13 protein-coding genes are annotated in these 13428 nt (G+C 35.4%); 6 read left to right on the top strand and 7 right to left on the bottom strand.

The features are described 5' to 3' along the window. Positions 1–43 precede the first annotated feature (43 nt). The gene (locus QXW15_RS00145) at positions 44–1096 is read right to left on the bottom strand and encodes an NAD(P)-dependent glycerol-1-phosphate dehydrogenase (protein WP_048101679.1); all 1053 of its coding nucleotides are present in this window, start codon (positions 1094–1096) and stop codon (positions 44–46) included. A gap of 107 nt (positions 1097–1203) precedes the next feature. On the opposite strand from QXW15_RS00145, the gene xerA reads away from it, so the two are divergent. Beyond that, the gene (gene xerA / locus QXW15_RS00140; protein WP_048101678.1) at positions 1204–2046 is read left to right on the top strand and encodes a site-specific tyrosine recombinase/integron integrase; all 843 of its coding nucleotides are present in this window, start codon (positions 1204–1206) and stop codon (positions 2044–2046) included. Here the strand turns inward: xerA and QXW15_RS00135 are convergent. Further along, positions 2043–3092 (bottom strand): polyprenyl synthetase family protein, encoded by a 1050-nt coding sequence (locus QXW15_RS00135; RefSeq protein WP_048101677.1) that lies wholly within the window; start codon positions 3090–3092, stop codon positions 2043–2045. The genes xerA and QXW15_RS00135 overlap by 4 nt on opposite strands. 340 nt (positions 3093–3432) lie before the next feature. Here QXW15_RS00135 and QXW15_RS00130 point away from each other — a divergent pair, with 340 nt between their 5' ends. From QXW15_RS00130 to QXW15_RS00115, 4 genes are all read left to right on the top strand, one after another. Further along, on the top strand, positions 3433–4134 hold the full coding sequence (locus QXW15_RS00130) for a tetratricopeptide repeat protein (RefSeq protein WP_048101676.1): 702 nt from the start codon (positions 3433–3435) through the stop codon (positions 4132–4134). 229 nt (positions 4135–4363) lie between these two features. Next, the gene (locus QXW15_RS00125) at positions 4364–5965 is read left to right on the top strand and encodes an APC family permease (protein ID WP_048101675.1); all 1602 of its coding nucleotides are present in this window, start codon (positions 4364–4366) and stop codon (positions 5963–5965) included. A 113-nt stretch (positions 5966–6078) separates the two neighbouring features. Continuing rightward, positions 6079–6585, top strand: coding sequence for an OsmC family protein (locus QXW15_RS00120; protein ID WP_048101674.1), 507 nt, complete (start codon positions 6079–6081; stop codon positions 6583–6585). A gap of 54 nt (positions 6586–6639) precedes the next feature. Beyond that, positions 6640–7593, top strand: coding sequence for an alcohol dehydrogenase catalytic domain-containing protein (locus QXW15_RS00115; protein ID WP_342789662.1), 954 nt, complete (start codon positions 6640–6642; stop codon positions 7591–7593). Here QXW15_RS00115 and rpe read toward each other — a convergent pair. Further along, a complete protein-coding gene (gene rpe, locus QXW15_RS00110) occupies positions 7588–8238 on the bottom strand; it encodes a ribulose-phosphate 3-epimerase (RefSeq protein WP_342789660.1) in 651 nt (216 codons plus the stop codon). The genes QXW15_RS00115 and rpe overlap by 6 nt on opposite strands. 196 nt (positions 8239–8434) lie before the next feature. Between rpe and QXW15_RS00105 the strand changes: the two genes are divergently transcribed. Beyond that, complete coding sequence (locus QXW15_RS00105; RefSeq protein ID WP_342789658.1) at positions 8435–9964, top strand: AarF/ABC1/UbiB kinase family protein; 1530 nt, start codon at positions 8435–8437, stop codon at positions 9962–9964. A gap of 1 nt (position 9965) precedes the next feature. Here QXW15_RS00105 and hsp14 read toward each other — a convergent pair whose 3' ends face one another. The 4 genes from hsp14 to QXW15_RS00085 are packed head-to-tail and all read right to left on the bottom strand — an operon-like array spanning position 9966 to position 13405. Then, positions 9966–10346, bottom strand: coding sequence for an archaeal heat shock protein Hsp14 (gene hsp14 / locus QXW15_RS00100; RefSeq protein ID WP_052656759.1), 381 nt, complete (start codon positions 10344–10346; stop codon positions 9966–9968). A 36-nt stretch (positions 10347–10382) separates the two neighbouring features. Beyond that, positions 10383–11291 carry an ArgK/MeaB family GTPase gene (locus QXW15_RS00095; RefSeq protein WP_055041107.1) on the bottom strand — a complete coding sequence of 303 codons (909 nt, stop codon included), beginning with the start codon at positions 11289–11291 and terminating at the stop codon, positions 10383–10385. After that, positions 11278–11730 carry a cobalamin B12-binding domain-containing protein gene (locus QXW15_RS00090; protein ID WP_054964082.1) on the bottom strand — a complete coding sequence of 151 codons (453 nt, stop codon included), beginning with the start codon at positions 11728–11730 and terminating at the stop codon, positions 11278–11280. Before QXW15_RS00090 ends, QXW15_RS00095 begins: the two co-directional genes overlap by 14 nt. Then, positions 11699–13405, bottom strand: coding sequence for a methylmalonyl-CoA mutase (locus tag QXW15_RS00085; RefSeq protein ID WP_048101670.1), 1707 nt, complete (start codon positions 13403–13405; stop codon positions 11699–11701). The genes QXW15_RS00090 and QXW15_RS00085 overlap by 32 nt, the downstream gene beginning before the upstream one ends. Positions 13406–13428 lie beyond the last annotated feature (23 nt).

The following is a 13428-nucleotide window of genomic DNA, read 5'->3' as shown; positions in this document are numbered from 1 at the left end:
CACATACTGTAAAAATAAATACCTTATTAAAGTTATCATTACATTATATAATTCCTGTAATTTTAAGTGCCTTTTCGGCCACCCTCGTGCTAAGATCTGTTTCTCCAAGAATTGTGTACCTTTCAGGCCTCAATCTATGGGCAATTGAAAGGGCCTTTATTGCAATATCATCAGAAATTCCATATTCTGATGCTTTTGTTTGCACACCTATCTTTTTATATGTTTCCTTCAGTTTAATCCAGTCCCCTCCCTGAAGGTACATGCTTACCAGAGACCCCATTGCCACCTGCTCTCCATGCATTGAGGTGCCCCTGCCAAGAACCTCCAGTGCATGGGCAAATAAGTGTTCGCTCCCACTTGCTGGTCTGGAAGTGCCCGCTATGGCCATAGCTGTTCCTGAGGCAAGTATTTCCTTTGTTATGAGCCATATGCTTTCCTCCATTCCCGGCTGTATCATATTTGCGTTCTCCATTAGCTCCTTGGATGTATACTCTGATATGATTGCAGCAGTGCTGCTAAACTCCTCCCCCTTTAATCTGTATGCAAGACGCCAATCCTCAACAGCAGTAATGTTTGCTATAACATCTGCTGCACCGGCTGCAGCAAATCTGTACGGTGCCTTTAACATTATTGATGTATCCGCAACTATTGCAGATGGCATAACTGCCTCCACTGAAAGTACAGATTTTCCATCTGATATTGATGCCCTTGGTGATGCAATGCCATCATGGCTTGGGGCGGTTGGTACGCTTATAAAAGGAACACCAATATCTGCCGCGGTTTTTTTGGCAAGATCGATTTTGGAACCACCACCAACGCCAATAACAACACCTATTTTTGAATTTTTAATTTCATTTTTAATGAAATTTAAGGTATCAATGGATGCCCCATCAACAATCAGGACATTATATTGTATATCATCCAGCAATTTTTCTATATATTTTCCTGCCAGTTCATATGTTTTATTTCCGGTAATTATTAATGCTTCTCCGGACCTCAAATTTTTTTTAACAACATCGTTTATATTAACTATTGCATTATGGCCAATAAAAACATCATTGGGAAAATGCATTGATCGTATTTTATTAAATATCATAATATTGACATATTTAATTTGAATATAAATTTAGCCATAAAGATACAGTAATTCATTTAATTTTTAAAAAAATATTATATATAATTAAATTGATTTACCTTACAGTTATGAAAATTGACGATGAAATACAAAAATTCCAGAAATTTTTATTATCAGAAAGGCGCAGCCCATATACAGTTAAGGAATATGCATCACTGGTCAATAATTTTCTTGGTTTTATAAATAAGGATATTAATTCTGTATCAGCTGAGGATATAGAGGAATATAAAAGCTATCTGGCCCTCACTAAAAATTATTCAAAAGCATCACAGTACCTATCAATAAAGGCTATAAAGGCATATTATTCATCCAAGAGATTGTCACCCCCATTTAATCTCGTACCACCAAGAAGGTCACAGAAAATGCCTGTTTACCTTAATGAGTCTGATGCGCGCAGGCTTCTTGAATCTGCTCATGATATCAGGCTCAGATCAATTATATCATTATTTTTATATACCGGGTTAAGGGTTGGCGAATTAACAAGACTGGAAATGGAGGATGTTGATCTTCAGGAGAATATAATATATGTACATTCAGGAAAGGGAGATAAGGATAGAATAGTGATAATTCCGGATGAATGCAGAAACGATCTTTTATCATATCTTAAGAGGAGAATAACTATAACAACAGCATCAAATAATTTTTTTATTTCCAATAAAAAAAATAGATTTGATACAAGTTCCATAGAGAGGCTGGTAAAAAATCTTGCCAAAAAAGCAGGAATACAGAAAAAGGTCACACCGCATGTATTGCGGCATACGTTCGCAACGTCTGTGCTGAGGAACGGCGGAGATATAAGGTTCATTCAGCAGATACTTGGGCATTCAAGCATTGCAACAACACAGATTTACACCCATATAGATGATAATACATTAAAGGAAATGTATATGCTTCATAAACCAAAATATTAATTTTCTCTGTGAATTATATAATTGGATAGGAACTCCAGCATTTCAAGGGGCTCCTCACTGCCCCTTATTGATTTAAGATTTTGTTTTGCTATTTTTGTAAATTCATCGATTTTTTTAAGGGAATAATCGTACGAACCTGTGTCAATAATAATTTTCTTAAGTTTGTTAAAATCATCATCTGAGACGTTCCCCGATTTAATGCATTTCTCTATGAAACTTCTCTGAAGATCATTGGAATTCTCATACGCCTTAATAATCAAAAGTGTTTTTTTGCCCTCATTCACATCGCTTTTTATTGATTTTCCAGTCTTTGCCTCGTCACCGAACATGCCGAGTATATCATCATAGAGCTGGAATGCTATCCCCGCATTTTTTCCAAATTCCCTTATATTCTGAGTATAATCATAGTTTCCTGCCAGAAAAGACCCCATCACCATAGGTCCCTCTATTGTATATCTTGCTGTTTTAAAATAATGAAGTTTCAAAAGTTTTTCCTCGCTGTATGTTTCATTGATTGTTGAGAACAGGTCAAGTAATTGGCCCTTGCCAGTATCCTCTATCACCTTTGAAAATTCATAATCAGCATTTAATAAATCTTTTTCATTAAATCCTGATTTTAACAAAACCTCATGTGAGAATGTATCTATTAAATCCCCAGCACTTATTGCTATGTTTTCTGCTATTTTCCTATTTTTAATTTTATTTTCAAAATGTTTATGGAAACTGGGTTTACCACGCCTTATATCGCTTTCATCCATTATATCATCATGTATTAAAAGATATGACTGTGCAAGTTCAATAGATGTGGATGCGCGGATTATCTTATCGTCTATGTCCCTAAAAATATTATAGCCAAGGATCATTATTATTGGTCTTACACGCTTACCACCATTCATTGTAAAATCCTTTAATACATTGATTACCTGGCTAATCTCATCATCAGAGCATTCTTTAAGCTTTTTCTCAAAATAGGTGTTCAATTCATTATTGACTGCTGATTTTAGGCTGTCGAATTTTTTAATATAATAGCTGTTATCGTTTATCAATTTATGGTTTATATATTAGCCCATTATTAATTTTTTTGTATTAAAACAAATAAGGTTATGGTTTCTGTTAACATTGTTAACAAACACCTTTGGAAGTTATTATACCAATTAATATTGGTATGCTTAAACTTCCTGGATACAACCTTGAATTCTTGCCATCATGGTTATTATTATAATATATCATTTTTATAAATAGTTGCTGGAATCACCTATAATATTATAACAGTAATTTGCTTTACTATAAACTTTATACTTTCATCTTATCCCTTAAGGAAAAAGACTCCAACCTTTTTGAGTTAAATAACTTAATCTTAATATATATGGTTTAAATATTATACACATGGCAGATGGTTATATCTATAATAAGGATGATGAGGCTGATGATTATAACGAACGTGGCATTTCATACTTTAATGTGATGCAGTATGCAGACGCTGTAAAAGAATTTACAAAGGCAATAAATATTATTAAAACAGACCCAGATTTTTATCTGAACCGGGCACTGGCCTATTATTCATTAAAAATGTACAATGAGGCAATAAAAGATTGTCAAAAGGCAATATCATTAAGCAGCGATAGGGGAGATTATCATAATACCCTTGGTTCAATATATGATGATATGAGAAAATATGATGAGGCCATAAATGAATTTAACGAGGCCATAAAAATAGAATCAGATGTCCCTGATTATTATTATAATAGGGGAAATGTGTACTGGAAAGTTGGTAAAACAGATTTGGCACTGCAGGATTATGATAAGGCGGTTTCATTAAATGATTCAGACCCAATTTTTCTTTATAAAAGGTCCCAGCTTCTCACTGAACTAAATAAATATGATGATGCATTAAAAGACCTGGATAAATGCATAAAAATATCAAGGAACCCTGCATATTTTGTTGACGAGGCAGGTATTTATGAAAAACAGGGGAATTACCAGAAATCCTTGGATATACTGAAAGAAGCATTAAATCTTTCACCGCAGGATATATCAATAAAATCCAAAATAGCATCAATTGAAAAATTAATAGAATCAGAAAAATAAATTAAATATGACCGAAAAATTTTAATTTTATTTTTATCTAATTATTTATTAATAATGCAATTTTTTTTATTTTTTCAATCCTGTTTATTATTATTTGAGAAATAAAATTGACAAAATTTTAAATTATTAAATAAATTTTGTAAAAATATAAAATAACACTTATATATATTGTCAATGTTATGTATTTCCATATCATAAAGAATAAATACAACTCAATGTTTAAATCATTATGGTTGATACAGCCGTTGAGGATCAAAATAAACACTCCTATAGAAAAGATTTGGGACTATGGAGTGTTGTTATGCTTGCTCTTGGTGGGATACTAGGTCCTGCTGTGGCATATGCACCCGTGTATACACTGGCCGATGCAGGCCCTGTAGGCATTCTTGCATGGCCCATAGCAATGATAATGATACTGCCAATAGGTCTTGTTTTTGCGGAACTTGGCACAACCTGGCCAAAGGCCGGTGGTGTTGCATACTATCCATCAAAAAGTAACGGCCCCCTGGTGGGTGCAATTAATGGGTGGTCATCCATGGTTGGATACCTTTTTGTCGGGCCCGTAATTGTTTTTGCTGTCGTTGAATATCTGAGCTTTTATTATCCGCCCCTTTATGTAAACGGTGTTTTATCGTATGCCGGCATTGCTGTGGCTGAGGTAATACTTGTGCTTGTTTTTCTTGTTAATGTGTTAAGGATTAAGCACATGGGTGGGATAAATCTGGTTCTCACCATAATAAGCATAATATTAATAGCAATTATAATAATATCACTATCATTTTATTTTAAGCCCTCAAATCTTGTCTCACCCAGCGTTGGAGGATTTGCACCTTATGGATTTACCGGTCTGTTTGGAGCCATAACAATAACAGTTTTTGGATATGGTGGATTCAGGCAGCCAATTGATTATTCTGAAGAGGTTAAAAATCCGGGCAAAAGTATACCTGTCGCAATTATAGTGGCACTGCTTGCCTCAGGCCTGATATTCTCCCTCGAATCCCTGGCATTTGCCGGTGCAATAAATTTCTCAAAATTCGGCACAGCCAACGGTAACTGGGCCTCATTATTAAATTACAGTGCACCATATGCCACCATAGCACAGACCCTCGTCCTTCCTGCAATAGTTGTTATAGCCATAATAGCCGCATTAATAGCCACCTTCAAGGACGGTGTTATATACTATGGGAGTACAGCAAGGGTTGGTGAAATACTTTCAAGGGAGGATAAATATTTCCCCAGATTCCTTGGTAAAATGAACATACGCGGAATACCAATTTACTCAATTATCATGGTACTCATAATAACAATAGTCCTGGTTGCACTGGGAAGGTCACTGGCAACCATTATAAATATCATGGTTGATGGATTTTTATTATCCTATGCCCCGGGGGCAATTAGCCTTATGGTGTTTAGAAAGACGGAACCAAATATAAAAAGGCCGTTTAAGCTTCCATTTGCAAACGTCCTGGCTCCAATAGCTTTTGTTGTTTCAAATCTTCTTGTTTACTGGTCTGGATGGTCTGCCATTGAAATCATAGTACCGCTGGATTTTGCAGGCGTTGTTTTTGTGCTTGTATACAACCATTACAATAAACTGGATGCAAAATATGCAATGTACGGTATCTGGCTTCCTGTGTATTTAATACTTATAGTTGTATTATCGTACATAGGCAGCAGCTTCTTTGGAGGCCATAATTACATACCATTTCCATACGATACATTTGTGTTCATAATAATCACGCTAATATTTTATTATATAGGCACTGAAATGGGCATAAGGAGTGTTAATTACATAAGAAAGAAGAACGGTAAGGCTGCGGCCGGAAATTAAAAATTAATAAATTATAATTTAATCATTTAAAATTTTATATATTTTTATGTTATTTTATTATTTTCCATTTAACAATATTTAAATTTGGCATGATATTTAATTTTTGATATAAAATGGTGAAAATTATAAATAATATAGATATGGAGAAACTTGAGCAAACATCTAAAAAGGTGCATGAAAATGGTGGTCATTTCGGGTCGGAAAAACATATAAAAGGTGAATTCCATTTTGAAGGAAGTCCGATGTTTACAGCAGAATTATCATCAGAAAAGGCAAAATTTATACTGGGTGCTGATGAACCCGGCGTTCTTGGCGGTCAGGGCACACATGCAACGCCGCTTAATTATTTAATGATGGGTGTTATGTCATGTTTTGCATCCACCGTGGCAATACAGGCTGCAAAGAGGGGTGTCAGGCTAAATAAGTTAAATTTCACAGGTCATTTATATTATGACATAGGTCCAGTTGTTGAGGATTCAAATTTCCCAATAATAAAATCTATAAAAATAGATGTTGAATCAGATAAGGATATCAGGGATATTTTAATAGCATCAAGGAAGGCATGTCCGGCTCTGTATGCAATGATAAATCCTATACCCACAGAAATTGCCCAGATTTAAATCAATGTTAATGTCACATACCAAAATTTATTAGTTTTTTATTATTTATATATCATGAAGGCTGTAGTAATTAATAATTTTGGCACTGAAAACCTAGAGATAAGGGATGTGGATGAACCATCCGGCGGAATAAAGGTTATGGTTAAAAAGGCAGGGCTTAATCCACTTGATTACAACCTAATAGCCGGAAAGGTTGTTTATGGTGTGTCACCAATGCCTCATATACCTGGTTCAGAAATTATGGGAATTGCCATGGAGGATGGAAAAAATATTAAAAAAGGAGACCGTGTAATAGTTTATAATCGAATATTTGACGGAAGCTGCGAAATGTGTATTTCTGGAAATGAACATTTATGCTATAATGGTGGAATATGGGGAGTTGTGACCAATGGCGGATATTCCGAATACATATCAGTGGATGAAAAAAATCTTTTTAAGGTTCCGGATGTAATAGATGATAACACTGCTGTTAGCATAGGTATAGGTGCATTAACAGCATACCGCGCAATTAAAATGGCCAGGCCTGCACCGGGCTCCAAAATACTGGTTTATGGTGCTGGAAACACAGGAATTTTTACAGTCCAGATTGCAAGGATAATGGGCCTTGATGTGTATGTGTATTCAAGAAAAAATGAGCTTGGCAAATTCGGCATAACCGTATTTAATAAAATACCTGATGATTTTCAGGCAGATACTGTTATTAACCCTCTTGGCAATGGCCTTCTTTCAGAGTCATTGAAGTATGTAAAAAGGCGCGGTAAATTAATTACATACGGTGTTTTAACCGGAAGAAATTTTGAGGCCGATATAGCAGATATATATACAAATGAAAAGCAGATTATTGGGTCCACAGGTGGAACAAGACAGGACCTTTACGAATTACTAAAAATAATGAGTTTAAACAGGTTCTATCTTCCTGTGTACATGGAATACAGTTTGTGGAACATTAAAAAGGCGCTGGAGGATTTTACAAACAGGGAAACTGGAAGGATAATATTAAATCTATAAATTTTTTAATGTTTGAATGCTCTTATATATATCATTGTTAAAAATGTAGGATGCTGATACAAGGATCTCAGCACCATTTTCAACGCACTGTTTTCCGGTTATATCATTAATTCCACCATCCACCTCTATTCTTGTTTTTAAATGTTCTGATTTAATATAATCAGAGGCCTCCTTTATTTTGGGAATTATACTGTTTATAAATTTTTGACCCGAAAAGCCAGGATAAACAGACATTATTAATAAGATCTCAGATCCTGGAAGGTATTTTTTAACCTTTCTAAACTCTGTATCTGGGTTTATTACAATTCCGTACCTTATACCATCCCTTTCAAACTTATTTATAAGTTCTCCTATATCCACGGGAGATTCATAATGAATTAAAAGAACATCCGCACCGGCAGATAAAAAATCTCTGTAATATTTATCTGGGCGGTTTATCATTAAATGCGCATCAAGTCTAAGCTTTGTTGATTTCCTTACTGCCCTGATAAGATCAGGTCCCATTGTTATATTATCCACAAAATTTCCATCCATTACATCAAGATGAAATGAACCTGCACCTGCATCCTCGCATTTTTTAATTTCACTCCTTAGATCTGATAAATCGGAAGAAATTATTGACGGTGATACCTCTATATTTCGCATATTTTGTAATTTATTACATTCATATATGCTTTTTGCAAGATTTTTTTTATATAAAAGTAAATCGTTAAATGGCAATACGGAAAGTTTAAGCATATTTTGATTATTTAAGATAGCATATTAATGCCTTATTAAATAATTTAATACAATGTTAATATAATTGTATGAATGCATTAAAAATAATATTAGGGGGATACATTTGCCGGATGAAATTAAGGATATAAGAAAACTGGAAATAAAATATATGATTAAACTGCTTCCTGTATTTAGACGGTTTCTTAGGGATAGAAAAAAATCAAAAAAAAGTGAGGAATATGATTATTTAATAGAAAAAAATGGAAGAAAGGCAGTGAATGTGTTTATTGAGCTTGGCCCCACATTTATAAAACTTGGGCAGGTTCTATCTGCAAGACCGGATCTGCTTCCCAAGGAATATCTAAAGGCCTTTGAGGATCTTCAGGATAATGTCCCACCTGATGACTTTACTCTGGCAAGGAAAATTATTGAAAAAAATGTTGGAAGGATCGAGGAGAATTTCGAGCAATTCAATGAAAATGCAATATCTGGTGCATCATTGGGCCAGGTGTATATTGCCAGATATAAAAACCGTGATGCCGTTGTTAAGGTTAACCGTTATAATATTACATACATACTTCAAAGAGATTTAATAATCATTAAAAGGCTGCTCAGGCTATTCAAAAGATTTATTGATAACTACCTTTATATAAGCATATCCAGTGTTATTTCAGATTTTTCTGTTAGAATATATGATGAGGCCAATTATTTTATAGAGGCCGAAAATCTGAGAAGGATAAAATCAAATATTTCAAAATATGGAATAATTATACCGGAAATATTTTTTGTTTCACGTGAGGTTATAATCCTTGAATATTTGCCAGGAATTAAAATAACAGATGTCAAAGGCTTAAAAGAGGCAGGCGTTGATACAAAAAAACTGGCCTATAAACTTGACCTCACATTTATAAGAATGCTGTTAAGAAATGATATATTTCATGCTGACCCCCACCCTGGAAATATTGCAGTGACATCACAGGGCAGCATAATACTGTATGATTTTGGCATGGTTGGAAAGCTTGATGATAAAACAAGATTTTCCCTTCTTAAACTATACGATGGACTTATAACAAAGGACCCTGATATTATAATAGACTCGCTTTTAGAATTAAACGCATTATCACCTGCCGCAAACCGGGGAATAATAAGGAAGGCAATAGAATTATCCATAGCAAATCTGTCAGGAAGGAATGTAAATGAGATGGATATATCAGAACTTCTTGAAATTGCAAATAATGTCATTTTTGAATTTCCATTTCATCTTCCAAGGGAGCTTGTACTTTACATGAGGATGTCCTCACTTCTGGAGGGCATATGTAAAACCCTGGACCCTAACTTTAAATTTGTGCTTGTTCTGCAGGAAATACTGTATAATGAGGGCATGCTCAACGAACTTTACAGAAAGGAGCTTTCGGATTTTATCTCAAAATCAGTCATATCAATCGAAAAGGGCCTTGATGTGCTTCCGCTTTTAAAAAGAAGGCTTGAAGAACAGACGGATGCGGTAAATCAAAAAAATAACAAAATACCGGTTACCATATTTTTATCAGCCATTTTAATATCGCTCTTTATATTCTCCCATAATTATCCTGTGATTGCATATCCATTGATGGTTCTGGATATAATATTTTTTATAATATATATAAAAAAATAAATTATTCTATTTTAACCGTTTTAACATTTTTCACAGGTATCTTTACTGTTAACACACCATCCTGGTATTTAGCTGTAAAATCAGCCTCACTGTCTATCTCAACGGGAAGAGAAATGCGTTTAAAGACCTTCTCTGGCCTCTGATTTTCATACAGATTACCATCGGGTTTAATTTCCCTGTCAGCCCTTATTATAAGGGCATTTTTTTCTGCCGTTACCTTTATTTTATTCTTGTCAAAACCAGGTAGATCTGCCTCTACAGTTAATTCTCCCCCATCCTCATAAATGGTAACCGGTGGATAGGCATAGCTCATTATTTCCCTTATGCGGTCATTAATATTCTTCATAAATTCGTCTGAATAAAATTTAAGTGGCCTGTACATAATAAACCTATTATTTAGGTATACAAAAACTTTATGTTATTTTTCTAGATAACCAAATTTTTGACCAGCAACATTTTTCATTATTTTTTCAGCAGCGTAATACGGGTTTTCATTCTCAATATCAGCAGAGTCTATATTATTTATGTATTCTGAATATATTCTGTAAATTTTTTCCATTATTATCTGCTTTATTTTTCTTTCGTTTCTTCTATATTTATTTTGGTATTTCCAGTCATTTATATATTTAACAAACCTGTCATAATTTTCAAGTGTCAATGAATTCAGTCCAATAACAGGAATATCTGCCTTATTGCTCATATTTAACGTTTCCCTAATATCTTTAATTGCCATGTAGGAATCCTCCCTATCCATTTTATTAACAATAAAAATATTTCCTATCTCCATTAAGCCTGATTTCACTGCCTGTATTTCATCACCAAGTCCTGGTGCAAGTATTACACAGGTTATGTCAGCTATATTCATTATATCAAGGTCAGACTGTCCAGAGCCAACTGTTTCCACTATAATATAATCACTGCCTGATGCCTCCATCACCTTAATTATATCCCATGAATATTCAGACAGGCCACCCTCATAAAGCCTATTTGATGTACTCCGCATATAAATGTTGTACCTGCTTAATGCCTCCTGCATTCTTATTCTATTGCCCAGTATTGACCCCCCTGAAAATGGACTTGCAGGATCAACAGCAAGTATTGATACCTTGCCGGTTTTTGCAAGCATTGGCGCTAGATTTCCTATTATTGTACTCTTTCCAACACCCGGAGGGCCTGTTATGCCTATAATTTTTGCACTACCGTGGCTGTATATCCTTCCTATTATTGCCTCCCTTGCATTTTCATCATTTTCAATCAATGAAATTGACCTTGCAATCATCCTTTTATCCCCGGCAAGGATGCCGTTTACAATATCATTTATATTCATTTTTTCTCAGTTCCCTTACCTCTAATGCCCTTTTTGTTACATGGTCAATTATTACATCAAGCCTGGTGCCGGGGCCAAAATTTCCGGTAACACCCATTTTTTCAAGTTTTGGCTTATCCTCATCAGGTATGATTCCACCACCAACAACAGCTATATCATTTATTCCACGCTTTTTAAGTATGTCCATGACCTTTTTAAATGCAGTCATGTGGGCTCCATTTAAAAGGCTTAGGGCTATAACATCCACATCCTCATTAACTGCTGTGTCCACCACCTCCTCCGGCGTTGGAAGCAAACCAGCGTATATTACCTCCATTCCAGCGTCCCTAAAAGCCCTTGCCAGCACAAATATCCCACGGTCATGTCCATCTATGGCCGGCTTTGCAAGAAGGACTTTTATTGGTGGCTTAATAAATTTTTGGTTCTTTCCACTCTCCAAATATCTCCCTCCCTACATTTGATATTTCCTCAATGGTTGCATAGTTTCTAACACAGTCCATTATATATGGCATAAGATTAACATTTTCATCCTGCATCGCATCCCTTAATTTATCCAGTGATCTGGATACCATCTCATTATTCCTGTTTCTTTTTAATTCCTTAAGCCTCTTAACCTGATTTTTTTCTGCTATTTCATCAATTTTTAATATATTAATTGGCTTTTCATCCTCCTCAACATATTTATTCACACCAACCACTATGTCATCCATGTTTTCTATTCTAAGCTGCTTTCTATATGATGTCTCGGCTATTTCCTTCTGTATATAGCCCTTTTTAACTGCATTAAGGATTCCACCCATTTTTTCTATCTCATCAAGATATTTATAAACTGCCTCCTCCATTTCGCTTGTAAGCCTTTCAACATAATACGATCCACCAAGTGGGTCTATAACGTCTGCAATGCCGGATTCCTCAGCTATTATCTGCTGTGTTCTTAATGCAACCTTCACAGCCTCATCCGTTGGCAGTGCCCAGGCCTCGTCATATGAATTTGTGTGGAGACTCTGGGTTCCACCAAGCACCGCAGCCATGGCCTCTATTGTCGTCCTTACAATATTATTTAATGGCTGCTGCCATGTAAGTGTATATCCTGAAGTTTGTGTATGGAATTTTAACTGCATGCTTCTTGGATTTTTTGCCCCATACTTTTCCTTTAATACAGTTGCCCATATTCTTCTGGCCGCCCTGAATTTTGCAATTTCCTCAAAGAAGTTAATAGAGGAATTGAAAAAGAACGACATCCTTGGTGCAAACTTATCCACATCAAGCCCCGCATCTATGCCTGTGTCAATATAATAAAATCCATCTGCCAGCGTGAATGCAAGCTCCTGAACTGCACTTGATCCAGCCTCCCTTATATGGTATCCTGAAACACTTATGTAATTCCATTTCGGAACATTTTCTGTGGAGTAGACAAGCATGTCCCTTATAAGTCTGATATGGGCCTCAGGGGGATACATCCACTCCTTCTGGGCAATGTATTCTTTAAGTATATCGGCCTGAACAGTTCCAGATATTCTGTCTAAATTCACACCCTTTTTCTGGGCAAGAACAAAATACATTGCGGTTAATATTGCGGCAGGTGCGTTTATTGTCATCGATGTACTAATTTTTGAAAGGTCTATGCCGTCGAATATCCTCTCCATATCAGCCAAAGAAGAAACATTAACACCGCATTTCCCGACCTCACCCTCTGCACGTGGGTTATCACAATCGTAGCCATAAAGTGTTGGCATATCAAAGGCTATGCTCAATCCAGTTTCACCGTTGCTTATAAGATACTTTAACCTTTTATTGGTGTCCTCAGGTGTTCCAAACCCAGAAAACATCCTCATTGTCCATAATTTGCCACGGTACATGTTTGGATAAACGCCCCTTGTGTAAGGATATTCTCCAGGCATTCCCAGTACCTCATCAAGATTCTCTGGGAGGTCTCCCCTTGTGTAAAGCTCCTTTATTTTAAAATCAGATGAATTTGTGTAATTTTTTTCCCTGTATCCTGTTTTTTTATTCCAGTCAGCAAGTGTTGAATTTTTCCATCTTTCATATTTTTCATCTATTTTAAATGATTTCTGAATCTGGCTAACTTTTTCCTCATAAAATGAATTCTGCATACTTGCTTAAGTCATAAAAGAAT

The sequence above is a fragment of the Acidiplasma sp. genome (assembly GCF_038728925.1).
GTDB classification, from domain to species: Archaea; Thermoplasmatota; Thermoplasmata; order Thermoplasmatales; family Thermoplasmataceae; genus Acidiplasma; species Acidiplasma aeolicum.
This window is presented reverse-complemented; position numbering and strand designations above follow the sequence as displayed.